This is a genomic window from Imperialibacter sp. (assembly GCF_048007035.1).
Lineage (GTDB): Bacteria > Bacteroidota > Bacteroidia > Cytophagales > Cyclobacteriaceae > Imperialibacter.
This window is the reverse complement of record NZ_CP180355.1, coordinates 5,905,168-5,931,311: the sequence shown is the minus strand read 5'-3', so window position 1 is coordinate 5,931,311 and position 26,144 is coordinate 5,905,168. Positions and strand designations below refer to the sequence as shown.

15 protein-coding genes are annotated in these 26,144 nt (G+C 47.4%); 4 read left to right on the top strand and 11 right to left on the bottom strand.

Annotated elements, in window-relative coordinates; all coding sequences use genetic code 11:
* Positions 1-20: 20 nt before the first annotated feature.
* On the bottom strand, positions 21-2,684 hold the full coding sequence (locus ACMVP2_RS25260) for an ABC transporter permease (RefSeq protein ID WP_416865627.1): 2,664 nt from the start codon (positions 2,682-2,684) through the stop codon (positions 21-23).
* Entirely contained in the window at positions 2,681-3,013 is a 333-nt protein-coding gene (locus ACMVP2_RS25255; RefSeq protein WP_317491688.1) for a PadR family transcriptional regulator, read from the bottom strand. The genes ACMVP2_RS25260 and ACMVP2_RS25255 overlap by 4 nt, the downstream gene beginning before the upstream one ends.
* A gap of 129 nt (positions 3,014-3,142) precedes the next feature.
* Here ACMVP2_RS25255 and ppgK point away from each other — a divergent pair, with 129 nt between their 5' ends.
* Entirely contained in the window at positions 3,143-3,883 is a 741-nt protein-coding gene (gene ppgK, locus ACMVP2_RS25250) for a polyphosphate--glucose phosphotransferase (protein WP_151996697.1), read from the top strand.
* 111 nt (positions 3,884-3,994) lie between these two features.
* On the top strand, positions 3,995-4,159 hold the full coding sequence (locus ACMVP2_RS25245; RefSeq protein WP_339787681.1) for a hypothetical protein: 165 nt from the start codon (positions 3,995-3,997) through the stop codon (positions 4,157-4,159).
* A gap of 59 nt (positions 4,160-4,218) precedes the next feature.
* Here ACMVP2_RS25245 and ACMVP2_RS25240 read toward each other — a convergent pair whose 3' ends face one another.
* Positions 4,219-5,415 (bottom strand): NlpC/P60 family protein, encoded by a 1,197-nt coding sequence (locus ACMVP2_RS25240; RefSeq protein ID WP_416865626.1) that lies wholly within the window; start codon positions 5,413-5,415, stop codon positions 4,219-4,221.
* A gap of 135 nt (positions 5,416-5,550) precedes the next feature.
* On the opposite strand from ACMVP2_RS25240, the gene ACMVP2_RS25235 reads away from it, so the two are divergent.
* The gene (locus ACMVP2_RS25235) at positions 5,551-7,038 is read left to right on the top strand and encodes a Na+/H+ antiporter NhaC family protein (protein WP_416865625.1); all 1,488 of its coding nucleotides are present in this window, start codon (positions 5,551-5,553) and stop codon (positions 7,036-7,038) included.
* Positions 7,039-7,112: 74 nt separating this feature from the next.
* Positions 7,113-7,871: an MBL fold metallo-hydrolase gene (locus ACMVP2_RS25230; protein ID WP_416865624.1), complete on the top strand. Its 759-nt coding sequence runs from the start codon at positions 7,113-7,115 to the stop codon at positions 7,869-7,871.
* A gap of 9 nt (positions 7,872-7,880) precedes the next feature.
* On the opposite strand, the gene ACMVP2_RS25225 is transcribed toward ACMVP2_RS25230, so the two are convergent.
* From ACMVP2_RS25225 to ACMVP2_RS25190, 8 genes are all read right to left on the bottom strand, one after another.
* Positions 7,881-12,032 carry a two-component regulator propeller domain-containing protein gene (locus ACMVP2_RS25225; RefSeq protein ID WP_416865623.1) on the bottom strand — a complete coding sequence of 1,384 codons (4,152 nt, stop codon included), beginning with the start codon at positions 12,030-12,032 and terminating at the stop codon, positions 7,881-7,883.
* Between the two features lie 51 nt (positions 12,033-12,083).
* Complete coding sequence (locus ACMVP2_RS25220) at positions 12,084-12,449, bottom strand: hypothetical protein (RefSeq protein WP_416865622.1); 366 nt, start codon at positions 12,447-12,449, stop codon at positions 12,084-12,086.
* 392 nt (positions 12,450-12,841) lie between these two features.
* Positions 12,842-14,344 carry a S10 family peptidase gene (locus ACMVP2_RS25215; RefSeq protein ID WP_416868226.1) on the bottom strand — a complete coding sequence of 501 codons (1,503 nt, stop codon included), beginning with the start codon at positions 14,342-14,344 and terminating at the stop codon, positions 12,842-12,844.
* 214 nt (positions 14,345-14,558) lie between these two features.
* On the bottom strand, positions 14,559-17,606 hold the full coding sequence (locus tag ACMVP2_RS25210; protein ID WP_416865621.1) for a WD40/YVTN/BNR-like repeat-containing protein: 3,048 nt from the start codon (positions 17,604-17,606) through the stop codon (positions 14,559-14,561).
* Between the two features lie 109 nt (positions 17,607-17,715).
* Positions 17,716-20,601, bottom strand: coding sequence for a triple tyrosine motif-containing protein (locus ACMVP2_RS25205; RefSeq protein ID WP_416865620.1), 2,886 nt, complete (start codon positions 20,599-20,601; stop codon positions 17,716-17,718).
* A gap of 108 nt (positions 20,602-20,709) precedes the next feature.
* A complete protein-coding gene (locus ACMVP2_RS25200) occupies positions 20,710-21,654 on the bottom strand; it encodes a type II CAAX prenyl endopeptidase Rce1 family protein (protein ID WP_416865619.1) in 945 nt (314 codons plus the stop codon).
* Between the two features lies 1 nt (position 21,655).
* Positions 21,656-22,624: a lipid A-modifier LpxR family protein gene (locus tag ACMVP2_RS25195; protein ID WP_416865618.1), complete on the bottom strand. Its 969-nt coding sequence runs from the start codon at positions 22,622-22,624 to the stop codon at positions 21,656-21,658.
* Positions 22,625-22,998: 374 nt separating this feature from the next.
* Complete coding sequence (locus ACMVP2_RS25190) at positions 22,999-26,127, bottom strand: VPS10 domain-containing protein (RefSeq protein WP_416865617.1); 3,129 nt, start codon at positions 26,125-26,127, stop codon at positions 22,999-23,001.
* Between the last annotated feature and the right edge of the window lie 17 nt (positions 26,128-26,144).

Genomic DNA, 26,144 nt, shown 5'->3' with positions numbered 1-26,144 from the left:
CAGCTTGTCTGTCTGGCTCGCTATTCGTATTTCAGATTGTCGACCGGATTTGACCTGGCAGCCTTAAAGGATTGAAAGCTAACTGTGGCCAGCCCTACCAGCACGACGGTGAGACTGGAGAGCACAAAAATGTCGAGCCCGAGCGACGTTCGATAAGCAAAATCACTCAACCACACATCCATTGCGTACCATCCAAGAGGTACTGCTACCAAAATGGCGACCAGCAGCAGGATAGAAAACTCTGAAAACAAAAGCCTTACGAGCGTCAATACGCCTGCGCCAAGCACCTTTCGTATGCCCAGCTCCTTTTTTCTGCGTTCGGCAGTGTAGGCTGAGAGCCCAAAAAGCCCCAGGCAGCCAATGAAAATGGCCAGGCCTGAAAAAACCGCAAATATGGTCCCGAGCTGGTTTTCTGCCTGGTATTTTGCCTCGAACGACTGGTTGAGAAACTTGGCCTCAAAGGGCACTCCGCCTGCTGCCTGGTCCCATGTGTCCTCCAAATCGACCATCGCTTTGGGAAGGTCTTGCGTATTCAACCGCACCGACATAAAGCTGGCATTGTACTTCGTGATATAGAGCAGCACTGGTACGATGTTGTTCCGAAGAGATTCGAAATGAAAATCTTTGACCACACCCAGGATGGTCCATTCATTTTTACCTTCGTAGTCAAAGTCGCCCACAGTTTTGATTTTCTGACCTATGGGGTTCTCAAACCCAAACCGCTTCGCAGCTGTTTCGTTGATCACCACGCCTAAAGAGTCGCTTGGCATATTGATATCAAAATCACGCCCCTCTACAACCTCCATCTCAAATGTTTTGACATAGTCAAAATCGACCCGCCAAACCTGGCATGAAACAGATTGCTCAATTGAGTTGCTGCTCGATTCCTTTGGTAGAAACGGAGAATCGGACCGGTAATCGCCCAATGGGTAAAAGGAAGACAATGAAATATTTTTGACGGCGGCATTCTTTGCCAGCTCAGTTTTGAGCACCCGGGCCTTGTCTCCCAGGTTGTCGACATTGGCCAGCACCACCACTTGCTCCTTATCGAAACCCAAGTCTCTGCTTTGGGTATACTTAAGTTGCTTGTATACAGTGAGTGAACCGATGATGAGGAACAAGGAGGTGGCAAACTGAAATACCACCAGGATATTTCTAAACCAGCTTGCTTTCGTTCCTGATTGAAAGGTGCCTTTCAACACATCGGTTGGCTGAAAACGGGACAAGTAAAACGCCGGATAAAGCCCCGCCAACATGCCAATAGCGACCACAGCCAGCAGCAGGTAAAGCCAAACGATGGGTTGCTCATAAAGGATATAAGAGACGTCCTTCCCTGTGAATGAGTTGAAGGCTGGCAGCATCACCAGCACAATGCCAATAGCAATCAGGGACGCCAGCACCGAAAACAATACCGACTCGGTAAGGAACTGACTCACCAGCTGATTTTTTATCGATCCCAGCACCTTTTTTACACCCACTTCCTTCGCCCGAATCGTTGCTCTGGCGGTTGACAGGTTCATAAAATTGATACAAGCGATGATCAAAATAAATACAGCCACAGCACTGAAAATATATACATAATCCATGCTGCTGTTGGGTTCTATTTCGTTCGCCAGCTGAGAGGTAAGGTGGATATCAGCTACAGGCTGAAGGTAGTAGTTGATATGGTCACCGGCAGCCATCATGTCTTTAAAATCAACACCTACATACTGCTGCAGCTGCGGACCAAAATACTTCTCATATACAGATGCGAACTTGTCGTGCAGCCCATTCGCATCATTTTGTTCGTTCAGCAGAAAATAGGTGTAGTAGTTGTTGCCCAGCCACATATTGTCGTTACCCCGGTCATTTTCGATAGAAATAAGCACTTCAGGATGGAAATGGCTCTTGCGTGGCAGGTCGTCGTACACGGCAGCGACTTTTACCGTAAGCCTGTCCAGCACAAGGGCTTCACCGACTGGATCCACATCTCCGAATATTTTGGCTGCAGCGGAGCGGGAAAGAGCGATGTTGTTGGGTTGTGTGATGGCGTTTTCAAGTGATCCATAAACCACCGGAAACTTAAAGATGTCCAGTATGCCCTGCGAGGAATAGAAAACATTACTTTGCTTATAGAACACATCTCCCTTTTTTACAATGGCAGAGCCGTACCTTTTGAGCTTACCGGCTTGTTCAATTTCCGGAAAATCTTTCTTGAAGGATTCAGCCATCGGCGCAGGAGACAAAGGAAAATCGAATTGGTTGTTGCCAAACCTCAGGTCTGACGCCACCCTGTATATCCTTTTATAGTCGGGATGGAACTTGTCATAACTGAGCTCATCCATCACAAAAAGCATGATAAAAAGGCAGCTTGCCAGCCCTATGGCGAGGCCGGAGATGTTCAGGAAAGAATAGAACCGGTAGCGGTTCAGGTTCCTGAGGGCAATCATTAGATTGAAACGAATCATTGTTGTTGTATTTGAGTTTGACTTTAGCTTTTTTAATGCAAAAGGGCGCAGGAAGTTGATCACATGGTACCAATAGACGATACCCGCCTTCCTCTTTCCTTTCTGCTGATATATTCTGAAATAGTACTCGGCAAGATCACCCTGCACCTCTTCCAGCAACTCACCTTTACAGAAGAATTCCAGTAACCTGTCGGCCCAAATGGGTGGTCTTCCGATGTCTGGAGATGAATTGTTCATATTTTTCCAACATTCAAATCGGGTAGCTGGCTCCACAAATTGACCCGCACATCCTTTGACTCAATCAGTGCCTTTTTTCCCAAACCAGTCATTTGAAAAACCCTTTTTCGTCTTCCTCCCCTCTCCTGCGTTCCTTCTGTCATGCCAGACTCCACGTATCCCTTTTCCTGCAGCCGGTTGAGCGTGGCGTGCACTGCGCCTATGGCCGCACTGCGGCCTGTTTGCTTTTCAAGCTCGTCTCTGATACCCAATCCATAGGCATCCTGGCCAAGCACCCCTACTATCAACAAGATGATTTCTTCAAACTCACCCAATACGTCGCCTTTCATAGTCATTCTATTTTGTAGAACTAATACGAAGGTACAGTGTTATTTGTTCTACAAAAGAGAGTAAAAGAATAATTTTTATATAGAAAGAGATATTATAGCTTAGCGGAAACATCCTTTAAACAGAGTACAATGGTGGTTTTAGGCATTGATATTGGTGGCACTGGCATGAAAGCAGCTCCGGTGGATACAAGGACAGGCTCATTCATGGAAGATCGGTTCCGAATCCCTACACCCTCTCCAGCCACGCCAGACGCAATGATTGCCACAGTTAAAGCCATTGTTGAACACTTTGACTGGAAAGGCATCATTGGCATTGGTTTCCCGGCTGCCATCAAGAAAGAAATTGTGATGACCGCCTCCAATATCGACGAAAAGTGGATTGGTCTCAATGCGGGTAAGGCCTTCGAAATGGCCACTGGCTGCCCTACCCACCTTATCAACGATGTAGATGCTGCTGGCTTGGCCGAAGTTAAGTTTGGTGCCGGCAAAAAGGAAAAGGGTTCTGTGATCATGGTGGCTGCGGGAACAGGTATCGGCACCTCCATTTTCTACAAGAAAAGGCTTTTCCCTAATACTGAGCTGGGGTATATTATGGTGAACAACACTTTCGGGGAGCACTATGCATCTGCCAGTGTGAAGGAAAAGCAAGAGCTTGACTGGGAAGTTTGGGGCAAAAGATTCAATGAATACCTCAAGAGGCTCGAATTTCTGCTGTGGCCCGATCTGATTGTCGTGGGCGGCGGCATCTCCAAAAAACACAAGGAATTTTTCAGGTACCTGGATCTTGACACCAAGGTGGTGCCTGCGAAGCTCAGGAATAATGCCGGTATTATTGGAGCAGCCCTCGCTGCAAAAAAAGAATTGACCTGACACTTGTCAAAAAAACTGACAAAAGTCTTTTTCGCCTGTTGACCGATCTCATTTTCTGGTTGAGAGCCTCGTGGTAATTTTACCACGTAGACACCATAAACCAGATAAATAATGAGCGAGATAACTGCACCGAAATCACCCATTAGTGATGCCGCAAGGTTTTTTCACCAAAGAAAAGGCCTCATTAGGTTTGAGGAAAAACCTGTCAGGTATTCAGTCAACCATCAGACAGAGAAAAAGAAGGGCGAAAAAAGGTATACGGTCACCATTTCATAGCTCTGGAGGATAGTTTATTCCCGAAGCCAAGGGTTACGCACCTAAGCCAGTCGTTTGCATTAGAAAAGAACTTCATTTTTCATTTCAAGGATGCTTCCCTCAAAATTAGGTGCATACCTGCGGGCCCTCAAAAAACGATTGACATTGTATTCATCGTAAAGCTCGTTGCCGGGGTCAACGCTGCTGACCCGCACCTGGCCTGACGCATGGATGAACTTTTTGTCACCAATCCACATCCCCACGTGTACCACCCGTTCCTTCTTCTCCGGGGTGGCTGGTGTACCAAAAAACAACAAATCGCCTACTTCCAATTGATCAAATGGCTGCTCCGATTGAACCGGCTGCCCGGCATGCACCTGCTGCGAAGCGTCACGTGGAATCACCAGGCCATTCATGAAGTATACCGTCTTGGTAAAGCCACTGCAATCCATTCCTTTCGTGGATGTGCCGCCCCATAGGTAGGGAGCGCCCATTAGCTGAAAAGCAATGTCTGTTAAATTATCGCCTGTGGGGTTTGCCTGTGCCAGCCAGGTGTCTACTGGCTTCGCTTCCTTTTTATTGACAAATGCCTTTCGTCCGTCAGGATATTTCACCTGATAGAAATCTTTCTCTTCGCCAGCCAGCTCCAGCACGCAACCCATTACAAGGTCCGAAACCGGCTGAGCAGTTTCGTTGCCAGCCATGTATGAGAATCCGGCAACCCGGGTGTAAATGATTTTCTCGGTGCCTTTCCAGGTTTCGAAACCAGCTTTATCCAGCACAACAAGCCCACCGTGGTCTACCCACGAAATGTACTGATCCGGAGTTTGAACCAGGTACCACTCACCATTTTGTTTCAACACGTTGAGCGGAGTGCCCAAAAGTGCCTGAGTGGCCAATTCGCCCGAGTGGCGGGGATCCGAACGGATATTAGCGACAGAGTTGTTGACCAACCCAAAAATTTTTCCTCCCAATGCCGCCGATGGCAACAACTCTATGCTGTCGGTGACAGTCAGCCCACGGTCTTTTAGCGAATCGAGCAGTGCTGCTTTTGCCTCGGGTATATTCGTTTCACCAGTTAATACGATCTTTGATCCTTCATTTCGTGATGCTACCTGAAACAAGGCCACCCGTTTATCAGGAGCAAATTGCAGCCTGAGCTCGGCGATTTTTTTGTCTGCAATGGGTTCTTTCTGTTCTTCGCTGGCTTGTTCGCAACCTGTCAGGCACGCAGACAGTGCTACTATTATGAAGAATGGTTTGATATACTTTGTCATAGTTTTCGACGGTCTTTCAATGGCTAGACTGGCTCTTCCAGTTGAATTCAAAAACGATTTTAAGCATTAATCATTTCAGCCACAATTTTTATAAAATCATTTAGTAGTTTTAGCTGACTACGATTAATTCAATACATGGATCACTACGGCTTTCTTTCGCTCCTCCCTCCTGTTATCGCCATTTTTCTCGCTATCCGCACCAAGCAGGTGTTTGTTGCACTTATCATAGGCATCTGGCTGGGCTACGTCATTCTGGCGGGGTGGAATCCTTTCATAGGGTCGTTAAATACTGTGCAGGCGATGGTGGACGTGTTCAAAGACGACGGAAACACCAGAACGGTGATATTCACCTTGTTTATCGGTGCCCTGATTGCCTTCATTCAGCGGTCTGGCGGTGTGGAGGGCTTCATTGTATATGTGAACAAAAAAATGGAGAGCGCCCACAAGGACAATGCAGAAAAAAAGGGCCTCTATGTAAGGCTACTGGCGGGTATTACGGGGATGCTCATTTTTGTTGAGTCCAATATTTCAGTGCTTACTACAGGCACATTGTACAGACCACTCTTTGATCAGCTGAAAATTTCCAGAGAAAAACTGGCCTATATATGTGACTCCAGCTCAGCGCCTTCATGCATTTTGATCCCGTTCAATGCCTGGGGAGCCTATATCATGGGCTTGCTGCTTATGCAAGGCTTTGAGCGGCCTTTTTCTACACTTTTTGCCTCGCTACCGTTTAACTTTTATCCATTGCTGGCCGTTGCTTTTCTCTTTTGGATCATCATTACCAACAAAGATTTCGGGCCGATGAAAAAGGCCGAAACCAGGGCTCGTGTAGAAGGTAAAGTAATTGCGGATGGTGCCACACCAATGATATCAGAGGAGATTACCATCATAGCACCCATTGAAGGCAAGCCCCAGCGGGCCATCAATATGCTCGTCCCCATCGTGACCATGGTTGTGATGATGCCCATTTTTCTGGTTTATACTGGCTGGAGTAGTATCAACTGGTCGCAGCAGCCCGGCATGTTTGACGCCGTCTTCGAGGCCATAGGCGGTGGATCAGGCTCTGCCTCTGTTACCTATGCCGTGATCACTTCGCTGGCTGTGGCGGCTACCATGTATGGCCTGCAGGGCATCATGACCGGCAAAGAAATGATTAACCTGACGCTAAAAGGCATGAGCGGGATGATTTCCATGGCACTGCTCATGGTGCTGGCCTTTGCCATTGGAAGCCTTTGTAAGACATTAGGCACAGGTTTTTACGTTGCGGAAGTGACAAAAAGCTGGTTGTCGCCTGCGCTGGTGCCGGCCATCGTGTTTGCAGTGAGCTGTTTCATTGCTTTTTCTACAGGCACCTCCTGGGGCACTTTTGCGATTATGATCTCCATTGCTGTGCCCATGGCGCAGTCGTTCGGCACCGATCCTCACGTGGCCATTGCCGCTGCACTGGGTGGCGGCGTGTTCGGCGACCACTGCTCTCCCATTTCCGACACTACGATGATTTCGTCGATGGCGTCGGCCTCCGACCATATCGACCATGTGCGAACCCAGATGCCCTATGCGCTTGTGGCTGGTGGCATCACAGTGGTGCTGTACGTCATTGTAGGTTTTGTGACACTTTAAAGCCTGGGAGGCAGGTCAACTTTTTTTCCTCATTTCTCGTATTGGGTCATTTGTAACGCTAACCGGCTGTTCAAATGAGCTTTCATATACTTGAGATCAAATTCAACTTCAATGGCACCGAAGAGGCCATTTACCCTACAGTCATTCAATCGGGCAATGAAACCTTGCTCATCGACTGCGGCTACGAAGGCTTCCTACCGAAGCTGGAAGAGGCCTTGTCTGAGGTCAACCTTTCCTTCAATGAGCTAACCGGCATTCTCATTACCCATCATGATATTGACCATATGGGAGGCCTGTTTGAAATAAAGGAGAAGTACCCACACTTGAAGGTTTGGTCTTCAGATCTGGAAGCGGGGTATATCGACGGCAGCAAAAAGTCGCTTAGACTGATCCAGGCTGAACACACCTATGATCAGCTCCCGGCGGCTTACAAAGAAGGAGCACGCTATTTTATTGACCAACTCAAGCGAATGAAAGCTGTTCCGGTCGATAAAGTATTTAGGCTGAATAATGAAGGAGAGTTGCTGGAAGGAGTTGAAGTAATTCATACGCCAGGCCACATGCCAGGCCATATTTCCATCTACTTGAAGCATAGCCAAACCCTGATAGCCGCAGATGCTGTAGTGGTGGAAAATGGAGCGTTGGAAATAGCCAACCCTCAATTCACCCTGGACATGCCAAAGGCCCTTGCATCGGTTAACAAGCTTGAGCGATTGGCCATAGGCAGACTCGTCTGCTACCACGGCGGCTTGTTCGGCAGGGATGCCCGTGCTGCGCTTTTAAACCTTACAAAAAGGTATCAGGCAACGCAGGTGAAGGCGAATACAGTCTAATCGGCGTTATCAGGCTGTTACACTCATAGTCGATACTTTCCTAAGCAACACAACGAGTTCTTCTACCCTTATTGGCTTGCTGATATAGTCATCCATACCTGCAGCAATACAAATGTCGCTATCGCCCTGCATGGCATTGGCAGTCATGGCCACAATAACCGGCTGGTCGCCAGGTAGAGCCCGTATTTGTTTGGTGGCCTCAAGGCCATCGAGTACAGGCATTTGTACGTCCATAAACACAAGGTCAAAGCCGCCGCTGCGAACAGCATCCACGGCATCCTGTCCATTCTGAACGATTACCGGACTATACCCGAGCTTGCTCAGCACTCTCTCGGCTAGTTTTTGATTGACCAGATTGTCCTCGGCAATTAGCACTTTGAGTCCGTGCTTTTTCGAAAACTCTGCGTTCAACTGGTTAGATGTTGCTGGCTCCTCTTTTGGTTTATGCGTTTTACCCTTTAGTTGGTCGATAATCGCCTTATAAAGCTCACTTTGGCGAACTGGCTTCGTGAGCACTTCGGCAAACAGATCGGTGTATGTCTTGTGATGATCGTTGCCCAAAGAACTCAAGAGGATAATGGGCGTATCCTTATGTAGCTTTTTCAAGCTTTTTGCCAGCGTCACTCCGTCCATTTCCGGCATGTGCATGTCTGTGATGATGAGGTCGAAGGCACCTCGTCGTTTCACCAGTTCGATGGCTTCGCTGCCCGACGTGGCGACTGAGGCCGCCAACTTCCACAGCTCAAGCTGGTTGCTCAAAATCTTCAAGTTGGTAGAATTATCGTCAATCACGAGCACCTTCTTTCCCTCCAAGCCTGCAACATTGAAATGCACGTAGGTGCGCAGCGCCTGCTGGCTGGTTCCAACAACCATGTTAAAGGAAAATACTGTGCCAACACCAGGAGTACTTTGCACCTCAATTTTTCCACCCATCAGACCTACAAGTCGCTCGCAGATTACCAGGCCTAGACCGGTTCCCCCATACTCACGGGTAGTTGAGCTATCGACCTGTGAAAACGGCTTAAAAAGGCGTTCAATCTTGTCTTCCTGAATTCCTATGCCAGTATCGCTCACATCAATTTGCAACCCCAACGTGCCATTTGAGCCTTGTCCCAGTTTTACATTGACGAAAATCTCTCCATCTTTGGTGAATTTGATAGCATTGCTAACAAGGTTTACCAATACCTGTTTCAAGCGGTGACTATCCCCCACTACTTGCGTCGGCACATTATAGTCGATCTGATAGATGAGGTCAAGTCCGGCCACGGTGGCCCTGCTGGCGAACATGTCCAGCACTTCTTCGATACAGTTTCTCAGGTCAAAGTCTTTCTCTTCGAGCTCGATATTGCCTGATTCAATTTTTGAGAAGTCAAGTATGTCGTTGATAACGTTCAACAGACCTTCACCACAAATCTTGATCGTTTCGGAATATTCCTTTTGCTCGTCATCGAGGGGGGTTTCAGCCAGAAGAGAGGCCATTCCCAATACTCCATTCAATGGCGTTCGTATTTCGTGACTCATAGTTGCCAGGAAAACGCTTTTGGCTTTGTTGGCTTTTTCCGCCTCCAACCGGGCCTCACGCTCCTGATTAGTAGAAGTTTCCAACTGCCTGGTGCGTTCTTCCACCTGCTTTTCAAGCCGCAGCTTTTGGCTCTTCACTCTGCCCATTTTAATTCTGTAGTAGCTAACCAAAAGAATAACAACTCCAATAACGGTAGATATTTTGAACCACCAGGTAAGCCAAAAAGGTGGGAGAATCTCAATTTCCAGTCTGGCTACATTTTCTGACCAATTGCCTTCGTTGTCCAACCCTTTGACCAAAAAAGTATAGTTGCCCGGATCCAGGTTGGTGTACGTGGCGGAATTTTTATTGCCAACTTTGTTCCACTCTTCATCAAACCCTTCCAGCATATACTGATAGTTCTTCCTTTCGGAGGTGGTGTAGTTAAGCGACGCAAACTCAATGGTTAACACGGTTTGCTCAAAAGAAAGCGTCACCTTGTTGGCTTCGGCAATATGTCGCTTCAGTTGGTACTTACTTTTGTCAGCCGCAGAAATGGGTAGTTCTTCATTGAAAACTTTAAAGCTCGTCAACACGATGGGTGGATCGAATGAAACGCTTTCTATGCTATCCGGGTCAAAGACATTGAAACCATCATTTCCTCCGAAGTAGAACATCCCGTTGCTGGACTTGAGATAGGCATGGTCCTTAAACTCGGCCTTCTGGAGTCCATCAGAAGCTGTGTAGTTTTTTATTTCCTTTTTGTCTGGGTTATATTTCGAAATGCCGCCATTGGTACCTATCCAAAGGTTGCCTTCCGGGTCTTCTATCACGCCGCCTATCGTATTGTTAAGTAAGCCATTTGCCGTCTGAATAACTTCTACAGACTGCCCGGTCTTGTCTACTATATTTAGTCCGTTGTCGGTACTGACAAGTATGTTGCCTTTAGAGTCTTTGGTAAGGTTCGATATCATATTGCTTGATAGCTTACCATTTTCAAACAACGAGAACTCCTTTGTCTGTCTATTAAGAATGTTAACTCCTCCACCATGGGTGCCAATCAAAAGATTGCCACGCTCATCTTCCAGAAACGACGTTACATTGATATTAGAAAGGCTTTTTGAATTACCTTCTTCGACGACAAATCGCTCAAAACTGTTAGATTCCTTGTCGAATCGATTTAGCCCTCCGTGGTAGGTACCCACCCAAATATTGCCGTCGACATCCTGATACAGGCTCCAAACATTATTGCTACTGAGGCTGCCCGGGTCGGCAGGGTCGTTTTTATAATGCCTGAATGTGTTTTTCTTCCTATTGAATACTGTTAGCCCATTGCCCCAAGTTCCTATCCAAAGATTATCCTCATCGTCTTTGATCACCGTGAGCACATAGTTTCCGCAGATAGTATTGGGATCGCCTTCGACATGCTCATAATGAACAAAGGACTTATCTGCTTCATTGAACAAATTCAGCCCGCCGCCATCGGTACCAATCCATACGTTTCCCTTGTCCTCCTCAAGAAAACAAAGTACCATGTTATTGCTGAGGCTATTGGTTGAATGATTGTGCTGATAGTGTCCAAACTTATTAACGTCCTTGTCGACAAAATTTACGCCACCATTGAATGTCCCAATCCACATGGTTCCTTTGGCATCCATCAGAAACGACCAAATCGAATTACTCTTCAAGCCGAACTCGCCTTCACTCTTGGCGTAGTCAACAAAAGTGCCCAATGCTGGGTTGTAAATCACAAGCGATCCGTTCTCATGGCCGATCCAAATGTTCCCTTCATCGTCCTCGCCAAGGGCATGAATCATTTCGTTGCCTATTCTTCTCTGGGTCTGAACCTTGCTTACGCTGCCGCTTTCATAGTCATATAAATGTAATCCTCCACCACCGGTACCAATCCACAGTCTTCCCTTTTTATCCTGATAAATTGCCCTTACATAATTACTGGCCAGAGGTGAAGTTGGATCCGCCGGATCGTTGATAAAGCGTGTAAATGTTGAATTTTTTCTATTCAAAAGATTAAGCCCACCTTTGTTTGTGCCAACCCATACGTTATCGTCTTTGTCGACATATACGGCCTCCACATTCTTGTCACTTAACGTCAGGCGGTCGGCAGGGTCGTGGCTATAATGCGTGAACTTTTGCGTCTTTTTGTCAAAAAAGTCGAGCCCGGAACTCTCCGTTCCGATCCAAAGGTTGCCCTGCCTATCTTGCGCCAGACTGACAGCAATATCGCTGGCGATGCTTTCAGGATCGCTATTGTTGTGTTGGAACCTTTGAAAACGATCACTAAACCTGTCGTATCTGTTAAGCCCCCCACCTTCCGTGGTTATCCACAAATAATGATTCTCATCTTCGACAATACCCGTTATAAGGTTTGAGCCCAGCGTCGTGCTGTCTTCAGCGTCATGGCTATAAACCGTAAAGCTATAACCATCATACTTGTTGAGCCCGTCACGAGTACCAAACCATAGGAAACCACGGCTGTCCTGTAGAATGCAGATGACATTAGTATTGGAGAGGCCATCGTCAATGCTAAGCTGGCCAAATTTGAAGTTTTTGTTTTGGGCCTGCAGAAGGTGCGATGAATGCAGAAGTATGGCCAAAACAAATGCCAAAAGCCGCAGTGAGAGTGCAAGTGAATATTTCATAAGAGAGTGTTGGGTAAAATTTCTGGTCAATGGTCTCGCAATAGATTGTGGCTATCTCATGTCGATTTCAGCCTCTATGTCTAATACCAATTGAAGAAGGGCAGCGCTCAGCCTGGAGGTATACTGGGCGATCAGCAGTGGATGCTGGGCGTAAAATGCGTCCTTGACCTTCTCAATTAGCGTATTGACATGATGATCGTCAATCATATCGATGCTTACCGTCACCTTATGGCAAACGGATGAGAATACCGACAAATCTCCAGTTTGAGATGATTCCTGTAAGGCAATATGAAGCTCTTTAACATTGTCAATAAGGAGCAGACATAGTTCTTTTTTAAACTCCTGATCATCGTCGGTATAAATGGAGAAATCGATATTCAGTGGCTTTGGCTGTTCGAGAGTTACTGCTGTATTCATATCATTTAATTTAAGAGCGTCATGCTAATTGAAGCTGGCACACTGAGACGAAAAAGCTTTAGCATCTGATTCATCTGATTATGTCCAACCTATATAAATGTAAATTTACAGGCAGCTCAACGGGCAATTCTGGGTTTACCATGTAGTTTCTTACATCCGTAGTTAAATCGCCGTTATAGGAAAAATTGCAGAGTATCAGTTAAATACAGGTGATTTGGGCACGATTAGCGTAGTCAGGCGCTCCTGGGTAATCCTACCCTGCCGTTATAAACCTTCAAATGGGGATAGAAAGGTTACATGGTTTTGGGATTCCATAATTCCACGCAAATTACCTAAAGACTAAAAAAGCTGCCCCTTTCGAGGCAGCTCCACTCTATAAACTCACTGGGTAATTAATATTTTGCAGGCTTGTTGGGGCCTGGCAGCGATTTCTGAATAAAGTCTCTGATGTGGTCATTGGAAGTCACCAGGTCTTCGGCTCTGAGATACATCATGTGGCCGCTTCGGTAACCCTCCCACCGCAATCTGTCTTTTAGCTTACCGCTGGGATCCAGCTGCCACATGGAGTACTTGGCGTTGAAGTAGTCGGTGCCACCATCGTAATAGCCTGACTGAATCATTACATGCATGTATGGGTTCTGAGCCATGGCCTGGCGCAGGTTCTCTCCGGTCTGGTCGCCGCTTCTGTCCCAAGGGTGCACTGGCCCGAAAAGGTTGTATTGCAAATCAGTTTTGAATTTGAGCACGTCTCTCAGGTAATAGTTGATTGCCGGAGCAAACTCGTGGTTCCACATGGTCAACGCCGGGTCGTAGTCACGGCGGTCGCCTGCATCCTGCCTGTCAATGCCCTTGTAGCGGCTGTCGAGCCTCCCTACCGTCATTCCCTGTTCTCTTAGCAACTCTTTCCAGTAAAAACTGGTAGGTATTGCCAAATTGTGCTGAAGCAAAACAGACTCTTTTATGCCCGAGTACCTCGACATTTTGGCAGCCACCTCTTTTCTTTTGGCTTCGCTGATAAACCCGCCTCTCGTCATGGCTGGAATCACTTCGTCGATGGTGTACTCCTCTACTTCAGGCAAAATCTCATCAAGGTCTTTGGCCTGCAAGTCAGCGGGAAGCATTTTATGGTACCAGGCTGTAGCAGCATAGTAAGGCAGGTACAGTGCATCATGCACAGGGCCGTCACGGTCGATGCCAAGGCCCGTAGGTGATACAAGGATCACTCCGTTAAAGTACATCCAATGTGCATTTTGCAGCTCCAATGCCAAACCAGAGACCCTGGTGGTGCCGTAGCTTTCCCCAATGATGTATTTGGGCGATGACCACCTGCTTACTCTGGATACAAACACATCCAGCCAGTCCGCCAGGTATTTGATGTCGGCATTTACTCCAAAAAAGACAGATTTCTTTGCTTCCGGGTCAAGTATACGGGAAAAGCCGGTGTTTACCGGATCGATGTAAACAATGTCGGCAACGTCCAGAATCGAATTCGGGTTTTCCTTTACACCATAAGGCTGTAAAGGATAGCCTTCGCTGTCGATATTTAATACTCTTGGTCCGGTGTAGGCAATGTGCATCCATACCGACGCTGAGCCGGGTCCACCGTTGAACGAAATCACAAGCGGTCTGTTGGCCTTGTTTGTAATGTCAGTTCGCTCATAGTATGTATAAAACATGGAGGCTATGACTTTGCCGTCCTCGCTCCATACCGGCTGCGTACCTGCTGTAGCTTTGTAAGGGATTTTCTTGCCTTTGATCGTCACCTCATGCGTGGTAGTGATTGCTGACTCAGCTGGCAAGGTTCTTTCCGGCATGGCAGTCGCTTTCTCCTGTGCTCTGACCACGGAAGTGGCGCAGAAGACCAGCAGCAAACCTCTTAAAAGTATCTTTTTCATCATGATTGGTATATGTCAGTTGATTTGAACCCAAGAAAAGTAGGGAAATATGAAATTCGTTCGTTGAGAATCTTGATAGAAATCTCTTTGAGATGTTGAATGGTAGCCACTGGTGGAAGAAAGTACACCAAGTGGCGAAAAAATGAAGCTGTCTCAAAAGCTCAGACATTTACCCTGAGCCTATGAGACAGCCTTTCTTCCTTCACGGTACTCTCTACCTTTTACTGTTTATGTCTACCATTCCACTATAATCAGCCTTGATTTTACTCAGTAGATCCGACAACTCCTCATACCTGTCGTAAGCATCTTTTCCGGGCATCTGGTCGGCCCTGTTCAACATGAAAGAAAGGTACCGGATTTGATCCACCAGCATCGGCTTCATGTAGATTCCTTCCGGCGTGGTTACCTGATCCTGAAGCGCCTGAAGCGCCATCAATTTCTTCCGGGCATTCCCTGACTTGTTTCCGTCCAGGGCCTTCACAGCCTGCTTAATATCATCCTCCAAATGGCTAGCCTCTGACAATAAATCTCTTACCTGAAGCGCCAGCTTTTCCTGAGCCAGTAGCTCTTCCTGCGTAACACCGGCATCAGCAGCCTTTGGATCGATCAGCACATCGAAGCTTTCGCTATAGGTGTTGCCTGCAATGGTAAAATTAGCCGTATAAGTTCCGGGAGATACCATGGGGCCGTTGCTGAACGCCCTGCGAGTATCGGCACTCCAGGCTCCCATGTGAGTCAGGTCCCAGTTGAAACGGTTGCTGCCAGCCTTGTTAGGCAGTCCAGGCTTCCCTCCTTTGGTGAAAAATCCAGTGGCCATATCGGTACTTCCCTTGTCACTTTTAGGCCTGGCGGCACTGGTAAAGGAGCTGATTGTATTACCGTCCTTGTCAGTAATTTCTAAAATAATGTCCGACTCGGATTTGTCCTTAAGATAATAATCGATGGTAACAGCAGCGTCGGGATACTCTGGGTATTTCCCTTCTCCGTTATATCTGTAGCGGAACCGATGAGCTGTTTCGGGTTTGAACAAATGAGCGCCCTTCGATGAAACGGTCTTGATCGAATGCAGTGCACTTATATTGTCCATTATGTAGAACCCTCTTCCCATTGTGGAAAGTATCAGGTCGTTGCGAAACACCTTGATGTCGGTAATGGGAGTAACAGGCAGGTTTTGCTGAAACGATTCCCAATTGGCGCCATCATCGAAGGAGATGTACAACCCGAACTCTGTGCCGGCATAAAGTACTCCTTCTTTTTCGGGGTCTTCCCGGATTGTTCTTGTTGGTTGATCGTCGGGAATGCCATTGGTGATGGCTGTCCAGTTAGCACCGTAGTCAGTGGTTTTGAAGAGGTAAGGCTTCCAGTCACCCAGCTGATAGCGAAGCACTGCCACGTACGCCTTTCCTTCCTGGTGCGGTGATGGCTCCACACAGTCAACCCTGCCGCCCTTTGGCATATTTGGCGTCACGTTGGCCCAGGTTTTGCCTCCGTCTTTGGTTACGTGCACAGGACCATCGTTGGCACCCACCCAAATCAAACCTTCCTTCAGCCGTGATTCATTGATATCGTAAATAGTGCTATAGTACTCCTCACCGGTCACATCACGAGTGATTGGGCTTCCTGAAATCACCTGTTTGTCTGTTTCAAAAGCTGTGAGGTCGGGTGAAATGATTTCCCATGTTTTGCCGTCATCCACCGTCTTGTGTAAATACTGCGAACCATGATACACCACCCCGGGTGTGTGGAATGAAGCGTGAACCGGCGCTACCCGCTGAAACCTGAATTTGAGGTCTTTCGGGTTGTGGCCGTAGATATTTGAAGCACCAACATAATACTGTTTTTCCTGGCCCGTCCGCTTGTCATATACTCCGAAGCGGCCTTTACAATTCGAATAGATAATGTTTGGGTCGCCTGGCTTTGGCACTGCCGGGCCCGTTTCGCAACCGCCAACTGCCATCCAGTAACCCACAGCCCCTGACGGGTGATCATAAGGCGGAGCGCTGGGCACTGCTATTGTTGAGTTGTCCTGCTGGCCGGCATATAGCCAATAAGGGTACTGATCATCGACTTCTACCTGATAGAGCTCCGCCGTTGGCTGATTGTTCTGGGGTGACCAGGAGACGCCTCCATTGAGGGTTACGTTGGCGCCGCCGTCATTGGACTGGATCCAAATCATCGAATCATTGGGGTTGATCCACAAATCGTGGTTGTCTCCATGTGGCGGATTCAGCCTTGTCCAGGTTTTACCTCCATCCCTGGACCTGATACCCGGGTTGGCCTGAGAGAATACGTCGGATGCATTGAGCGGATTCACATCCACATTGGTGTAATAAAACGGTCTGTTGACCAGGTCTTCGTTGTCGCTTACATGGACGAAAGATTCTCCCTGGTCGTCGGAGCGATAAAGCCCCTGCTCCTTTACCGGTGCTTCTACGATGGCATAGAGCCGAAGAGGGTCAGCTGCACTCACTCCAAGGTCTATTTTTCCAATAAGCCCCTGTGGAAGCCCTTTCGTCTTCTTTTCCCAGGTTTTTCCGCCGTCTTTCGACTTGTATATTCCACCCTCCTGGTATCCCCCGCTGATGATTGTCCAGGGCGTTCTTTTGAACCTGTACATTGCTGCATATACGATATTAGGGTTATTGGGCGCAAACTCAAGGTCTACTGCACCTACTGAATCGGAATCATAAAGCACCTTATCCCAGGTGGTTCCCCCGTCAGTCGATTTGTAAACGCCCCGCTCTTCGTTGTTCTGAAAAGCCTGCCCCATGGCTGCCACAAAGACTGTTTTCGGATCAGTTGGGTGAATCTCCACGGCACCAATTTGCCCGGCCTTCTCCAGGCCCATGTGGGTCCATGTTTTCCCTGCATCGGTCGACTTGTAAACACCTTTCCCCGTGATCACGTTTGAGCGAATCCCGTCTGTGCCTGTACCCACGTAAATGATATTTGGATCGGTGGCCGCTACCCTGATGGCACCAATCGAGCCAGTGGCAAAATACCCGTCCGATATGTTTTTCCAATTGATGCCATAGTCGGTAGTTTTCCAAACGCCACCACCGGTCGCTCCCATATAAAATGTGCCTGGCTCGCTTGGAACACCCGTCACCGTAGTTACACGGCCGCCCCGGGTTGGGCCAACACTTCGAAACTGAAAGGCTTGAAATATTACCTTTTCGGACGGCTGAGCCTGTAATGGAAAATTAGCCAAAAGAGCCAACAGAACGGCTCCGAAGGCATTTAGGAGGGCACTTTTTTTCATGAGTAAGGTTGCTTGTTCTTATGCCCCGAAGTTAGAAAAGTTGGTTCACAGGGTTAAGCCGTTTGTATAAAACTGGCTTAATACGAAACTTATGAACAGGTTATGACTGCTAACTCTGCTCCTCGGCAGTCTTCTTTCTCGACGATTGTTTACCAATGCTTCTGGTAAGCTTTGACACATGACCCTGAACCATTCGATCGACTTTTTCTCCTTTCCCTGACAGCTTACTTCTCATAAAGCTTTCAAGCGGCATTAAACAGAAAGCCACTGCTACCTGTAAAAAGAAGGACAAAACTGGTGAAGAATCTGTCTCAAAATTTGCCTCGACAATTGTCTGGATAAACTCAATGATCATGATGATGGTAAGGAACGTAAGCAAGCGATTAAGCACCAGCACAACCATTCGGTCGCTTTTCGTAAGTCTTGAGCTCAAAAACAGCAGCATAGCGAAAAACAGAAACTCCGCTGCATAAAACCACGGCCGTTGCCAATAAGGTGGCACAACGGTAAAGAAAATGGACTCAAGTGGCTTCACGACCCCAAAGCTATTGCGGGTTTCTACTTGTAGTTCATACTTATCGGACGGTAAATACGAGAACTGAATCGTATTGTTATTAGGCGACCACTCCGACCATTGCTCATTCAAACCAAGCAGTCGGTACCTGTACTCAATCTTAAGGATACCGGAATATTCCGTTTGATGGTAGAAAAAACTCAGCGAGCTGTTCTCCTGTTCCACTCGCAATTTTGTGCCAATCGGAAGTAATTGATTATTGACCGACCTGATATGCTTCAGGAATGGATTATAGTTGGCCTCAAATGCCTTGGTGTGGTCGATGCGATAGAAATTGTTATCAGCGGTCACCACCCACAAATCTCCGTCCTTTTCAAAGTCAAGCGAAACAATATGGTCAAAAAGGTTCAGAAAAGTGAAGGCGTCATTAGCCTCGGTCTTGGGGCCCATTTTATGCCAAAACCTTCCGTCAGAGACAAGCAGATGCCCGGCGGAACTTATGTAACGGCTGGGCTCCGACATCCCGAGCCAGTCAAATTTCTCAAGCCCGTCACCCGCTAGTTTGAAAAAGCCTTTTGCGTGCATAAATACCACACCAAGGTTGGCATCATCGATGCCTATTACGGGGTCAAGGTAGTCGTTCTTAATGGGGACTTCTCCAGCTTCTACAAGTGTGTTATTCTCAATCTTAGCCCAATAGAGTTTCTGCGATGTACAAAGCCAGATTTTGCCAGTTCTGTCTTTGAAAATGAACTGGATAAAATCATCTACATTCTCAAGTAAGGTGGTTTCCTTCCACTTTCCAGCTTCGTTCACAACCGTTAGCAACCCGCCCCGGTAGGTTGAGATAAGAATAAGGTTCTGGGCAGGGTCATAAAACACCCTTCTCACCGCTTCCGAATATATTTGAACTGCTTCGTCTTCTTTGACAATAAACACCCCTGCAAGTCCAGCGGCTATCATTTCATCATCATTAATGGGCACCAGTTGGTTGATCCGGCCTTCTACTCCCTTTATTTTCTTGTAAACATAGGTGATGCTTTGCAACTCCTTCTTCACCCTCCTCACCATGACCGGCTCTGCGGTAGCAGTCTTCTTTTTTCCTCCAATTTGACTTCTGGCTTTGCTGATGGCGGTAGCGACAACGGCTTTCTTAGGTGCCTCCGGTTCTTTTATCTCCTCTTCCTTGTCTTCTTCCCCCTTGTTCTTTTTTAAAAAGGAAAACAAGCCACCCTTTTTCTTTTTATCGTCCTCTGGTGTTTCCTCCGCAACAGGCTCCTTTGTCGCCTCCTCTACTTTGTCATCTTTTTTATTGAAACGCAAAAATGAAAAAAGGCCGTCGCCATCCTTTTTGTCTTCTTTTCTGTCATCTGCAACGGTTAGCTGCGTGTCGGGATTCTTTTTTATATAGTAGACTATCTCATCGAAGTTCTTAACCTGATCCAGATAAAAGAGTCCCAGGTTGGTGCCGGCAAATACCCTTCCGTCGAAATGCTGGGAGGTGTATAGCGTGCCATCAAGCCCCGGATAGTAGTTGTAAGACTTGAAGGGAATATTTGGAGACACCCTGGTGTATCCATAGGGATGCGCTACCCATAGCCCGGTGTCTTTGTCCCTGAACAGTGTCTGGGTTTCGTTGTCGGGCAGCCCGGTGTGAAAGTTGACGATCTGATCCAGCTTTCTCTCTCTCGCATCAACAAACACAACCCCTCCTCTTAAGGTGCCCACAGCCACAAGGTCATCACTCATCCAGGTCACTGAAAGAATCCTTGCTTCATCCAAATATCCCTCATCGTCGAGTTTCAGCGGCACTAGCTGACCGCCAACAATCTGGAAAAGTTCGTTTTTTCTATTGGCACCAATCCATTGGTTGCCCGCCGACTTACTCCACTGCAACCAGGGACCATTCTCTACAAATCTCGGAGGTAGCACTCCTTGTCCTTTGATCAAAAAGGTGGTGTCTGTATTGAAAGCAACAAGCTTTGCGTCAAAAACACCAATTTGTGTAACAGTTAGTGCCGTAGCTATTTTTTCCAGTTTTTTTGACGATGGACTATAAGAAAAAGCACTTTTTCCGTCGGTCATCACGAGCTCTTCACCATAACTAATGAGCTGAGTCATTGAGGGCAATTTGCTTAAAGAGTCGCCCAAATTTTTGAACGCAAGATTTCCAAAACCGTCAGTAGTGAGCATGCCAAAGCCATACGTACCTGCCAGGTAAATTATGGAGTCGTTAAGAGATATGGAGAAGGTTGGCCCAGGGGTTTCTATCAAGTCCCAGCTGGTGCCGTCAAACTGCAGAAGCCCCTGCCTGTTCGCAAAGTAAAGCCTCCCAAAATCATCTTGCTGGATGCTATAATTGATTTGATCCCTTTTGTTTTCTATGGGAGTAAAATGGGTTTGATAGTAGTAGCCTGATTGGGCGACCACCGTAGTTGCAATTGACAGAAATAGAAGCAGGCCAACAAGTAAACGTCTCATATGGGATCAAGGTCAAACCGTTAAATTACAGAATTTCGGAATGCCATGTAGCCCGAAAGATGAAGAAGTTATGAATACGCTTTGAGGGGCGATTTTTGAGCTCCTGGCTCACTTGAACACCAGCTGAAGCCAGCCGTAGAACTCCATTAGCCAGGCTACCCCGACATGAAGCACCACGCCTCCCCATATGTTCCGGCTGTTAAGGGAAATAATGCCTAAAACATAGCCGCCAATAGCAGAACTGATAGCTTCGGTCATTGGCTTGCCAAAGTGCAGAAAAACGTAAGACGGCACCATTACAAGTACGGCATAATTCCCAAAATACCGATAGAATGCCAGCACCAGCACTCCCCTGTAGAATAGCTCAACCGACACAAAATCACTCCCGTATGCTATTTCATAAATAAGCAAAGGCCACCATTGACTAATCCCAAGCTCAGTAGCCAGCTCTGGCCCTTTGGTGCGCATGTAGCGGGGATAGTAAGCCTGCAAGTCCTGAAAAAAAGACGCAAGACCGATTATCACCACCATACCCAGAAACATCAGTGCGTAAGGCTTCCAGTCCCAGTGAGTAGAGCGCAACCCGTAAAACGACTTGTACTTGTCCCTTTCAAATAACAAATAGAGGATCACCACGGGCAGTAAAACATTAACAAGGCTGTCTGCCTTTCTGAATGTGTAGCTGGCAAAATAGTATTCGTTGCCATTCAGCCCGGCGACCAATCCATCAAATGGTTTCCAGTATTGCGACAAGCCCGACACGGCAAACACCAGCACGGTCCGCAACCAAAAGCCAGTGTCTTTTACCCAGGCCTTTTCTCCCTTGAAGTGATAAACAAGCAGGGCTGCAACCACAAAAGGAAACATATTAAAGGCAGCAACTAACGCCCAGCGCAACGCCGGACTATGACCTTTAATGACGTACTCATCGTAAAAGTCGAGGGAAAAATTGAAGCCTACACTTACACCAATAAACAGCAAAAGGCTCAGGTAAAGACCGGGGTGGAAATTAGCCTTTTGAAAATCGATCAGCTGACGAATGAGTGCTTTCATACTAGAATCTATAGCTAATTTTAGCCCGCATATATCGGTGGTTTTCAGCTCCTTTCACTTCTCTGGACGTAGTTTTAAATGACAACTCGAAGTCAGCCTTTTTGTAAGCCAGCACAGCGCCGTAGGTTTGACGCAAAATCGCTTTTTCCGAGCTTTCACGGTACATGCTCTCCGGCCCGATAAAGTTGCCGTCGATGGTGGCATTATAAAGCACGTAACTTCCCTGCCAGCTTGCCACCAGGTACCACTCAATGAGCTTGCCACTCCCCTTTGCTGCATTCAAAAGACTGTTAGTTAAGTGGCTTTGGTTCAAACTCCCTGGTAAGCCATACCTTACTGACACCTCCTGCGACACCTGGTTGATCACTGTGCCTGCCGACATCGATGTGGAACTCACCACATCAAACTTTTCACTAATCGCCCATTGCTTTAAATATGAAGGTGTCAAAGTCAACACCGGCGAATTGTTAATCTGGTAATCCCAACCCCTGGGAAGCCGGATGCCCAGGCTGCCGTGCCACCAACGCATCAGCTCAGCTGTTTTAATCGCCGGTCCAAGCCAACCCACATCCGCTTTCATGGTAAAAGCACTCGATAGTCTAAGATAATTCAGTTGAACTCCCAGAGTAGCCATCCCGGCATAAGGTCGATCAAGCTGCTCTAACTTATCCCACAGGATGTTTTTTGGCGTGTAGATGTAATGAGAGAAAACAATATCGGTAGAGAATATGCTTCCTTCTTTAGACTGGCTGAAAGGTAGTCGGCTTCTCAAACTAGTGTAGGATCCAAATATGCCACTTGAGTAGTACCGGTCATAACTAGTGAAGAAATAAGCGTCGTTGTCAACGGTGAGTTGAACCTGCCTCACAAACGTGCTATCCGGATCACTCCCGGCAATGACAGTGGCCACCCATGGCCACCCCTGAAACCCAAACACTAAACATAAAAGGAAATTGATCTTTCGGGCCATCAAAAAGCGACTTTCAGGGCATTCTTTTTTTGAAGGGCTGAAGTTAAACTATTTTTCAGATACGGTCATCCCATGCTTGAGCAACTTCCTAAGCCGTGAGCACAAAAAATGGGTAGAAAAGCAAAGCCCCGATAATTATCGGGGCATGCTTAGTATATGAGTATTAGCACAGTAATGCCTAAATATCGAATAAAATTTGAATAAATCTTAATATTACCGTATTAAGGATTATGTCTCATCACATATATTTAACTAAAATAGTTCGGTGATCTATCAACAGCCTACCTGTTCAAATACCCCTACTTCTTCAAAAACCCTATCCTCAAACTTAGTCCAACTGCTTTACCAAACTTTGAGGCACACTTACTCATATACTAAATTTTCCTATCAAGCTTCACCTCCTGAAGATCGGACTTGCTCACCTTCCTATTAAATGAAGCAATGTCCTTCTCAAGAATTGTGTTGTAAGTAGCCATGTGCCCATCGAGCTCTCCTTTCAAGAGGTCAAATACCTCATAAGAGCCCTTGGTTGGCTTTCCGTCGCCACTTTCTACGCTCTTTCGCAGGTAGGCCAGCCTGTTGTTCAACCTTATCGGGAAGTTCAATGGATCTTGCGAACTCTGATTTTTCACCTGATAAAGCGCTTCCTCAACGGTAGAAAGCTTCGACAAAAGTACCTCGGCATCCTTTTTTAAACCCTTGTTCTGCATCACTAGTGTGTCGATTTGGGCTTTCAACAAACGAATGTCTTTTACGGTCTGATTGGCCATGGAGGTAGCATTTTTTATCTTCATTGCCAGTTCAAACTGCTCTTTCACATCTGCTTCCGTTACTCCTGTAATCCTGGGATCAAGCGCTACCTCAATTTCTCTCGTCTGCACCTCGCCATTCACTGCTACACTCACTGTATACTTGCCGGGAGGCGCATAAGGGCCTAGCTGTGGCCTGGCGGACCAGATAATCATGCCCTCAAAGTCTACAGCGCCTGGATATCTTAAGTTCCACTCGTACTTATTGAGTCCCTGAGCGGTGGTCGGGGCTGTAGGCAGGCTTCCATACCAACGAGCCGACTCATCTTCGTCCTTCTTTGGTTCGGGCAGGGTACCTTTTTCTTCAAGAATTATTGTGCCAGTGGCGTCCTTTATGGTGATAACGACTTCATCGGCCTGTTTCGGCAGGAAGTAGCTGATTGTAGCACTTTCCACTCTTCTGACAGCCCTGTCAGGCTCAAAAAGCGTATAGTTGGGATTACCAGCGAGCTTCGCATACTCTCTCAGGGGGCCAATATCATCCAAAATGTAGACCGACCTGCCATGTGTGCCCGCCACCAAATCTCTGTCGGTCACCATCAAATCGGCAATTTGCGTGTCTGGCATGTTTAGCTGCAGGGCATTCCAATTGGCGCCATCATCAAACGACACCCAAACGGTGTGCTCTCCACCTGCATACAGCAAGCCTGGCACTTTGATATCCTCCCTGATAGTATGCAGGTAATCATCTGATCTGATGCCACTGATTATTTTTGTCCATGTCTTTCCGTAATCGTGCGTTTTCCACAAATACGGAGCCCTGTCGTCCATTTGATAGCGTTTTGCAGCTACATACGCAGTGCCTGGGTGATGACGTGATGCGTCGATGATACTTACCCTTGTGTCCTTTGGCATATCAGGTGGCGTAATATTGCTCCAGGTCTTCCCAAAGTCTCTCGTAATATGCACCAGGCCATCATCTGAGCCAGCCCAAATTGTGTTGACATCGTGGTAACTTGGCGCCAATGCAAACACAGTCGCATAAATCTCAGGCCCATTCATATCCATGGTGAGTGCTCCACCTGACATGCCTAGCGTGGCTGGGTCGGCGTAGGTCAAATCAGGGCTTATTTTCTGCCACGACTGCCCCTCATCGGCAGATACCCACACATGCTGCGAGCATGTAAAAAGGAGTTTGTTGTCCACCGGAGAGAATACAATAGGAAATGTCCACTGCCAGCGCTCAGGCAATGATGACGAAGGCTCACCTGAAAAGAAGCGTGGATAAACCTGCACGTCTCTTTCATGACCTGTTGCCCTGTTATAGCGTGTCAATAGTGCTCCCTGGCTTCCTGCGTAGAAAATATCAGGGTTCTTAGGATCCTGAGCGATGTAGCCGCTCTCTCCGCCACCTGGCGAATAGTAGTACTCCGTTTTTGGCCCTCTGGCGGTCATAAAATCCCAGCCGTCGCTTGGAATACACATCGTGGAATTGTCCTGCTGAGCTCCACAAATGTGATATGGAAAGTCGTTGGTGACCATGATGTGATAGAACTGAGCCGTTGGGAAGTCCAGGTCGGTCCAGGTTTTGCCACCGTTCACCGATACAGTGCCACCACCATCATTGGAAGCGATCATGCGCATGGGGTCGTTGGGATCAATCCAGAGATCGTGGTTGTCGCCATGTGGCGGCCTGATTGTGACATCAAACTTTTCACCACCATCGGTAGACTTATAAAAGCCCACGTTTAACCCGTATACCGTGTTCTCGTCTTTTGGATCAGCGTAAATACGGCTGTAGTAAAACGCTCTTTGCCTGAGCTTGCGTTCGTCGTTCACCTGCTTCCAGGTTTTGCCAGCGTCGTCAGAGCGAAACACCCCGCCGTCGTTGGCTTCAACTACAGCCCACAGCCTGTTTGGGTTAGCCGGCGAAACTGTCACTCCAATTTTACCGACAGGCCCTTTCGGCAACCCGGGGTTCCTGGTGACTTCAGTCCATGTATCGCCTCCATCAATTGACTTATACAGGCCGCAGTCGGGGCCACCACCCCACATTTTGTAGGGCGTGCGGTATACTTGCCAGATAGTGGCATAAACTACCTTTGGGTTTGTTCTGTCAATGATGATGTCAACACCACCTGCCTTATCGCTTTTGTAAAGCACTTTTTTCCAGTTCTTACCGCCGTCGGTTGTTCTGAAAATGCCCCTTTCTTCATTATTTCCGTAAGGATGCCCAAGTGCAGCCACAAACACAATATCAGGATTCGTTGGGTCAACCCGCACTCTGGCAATCGCCTGAGTTTCTTTCAAACCAATGTTTTCCCATGTCTTGCCAGCGTCTACCGACTTGTAAACACCGTCTCCCTGCATGATATTGCCCCTGAACTGGGTTTCGCCGGTTCCTATATACACAATGTCGGGATTGGTTTCCGACACGGCCACGGCCCCCACCGATGAGCTGGTCAGCTGCCCGTCGGTTACTGGTTTCCAGGTAGTGCCACCATCAACGGTTTTCCAGAGGCCACCACCCACTGCCCCAAAGTAGTATTCGTTGGGCCGGGAAGGACTTCCAGACGCTCCCAGCGACCTTCCTCCCCTGTTAGGTCCCACATTTCTCCATTCAAAGGCCTTGGTTAGCAAAGTATCAAGGGTAGTAATGGGCTTCGTGGGATAGCCTTCCGGCAGTTGCCTCGCTTTCATTGTCAACGAGAGCAAAATGCCCGTAACAAGTAAATAATATCTGTTTAACTTCATATAATAATTGATAAATT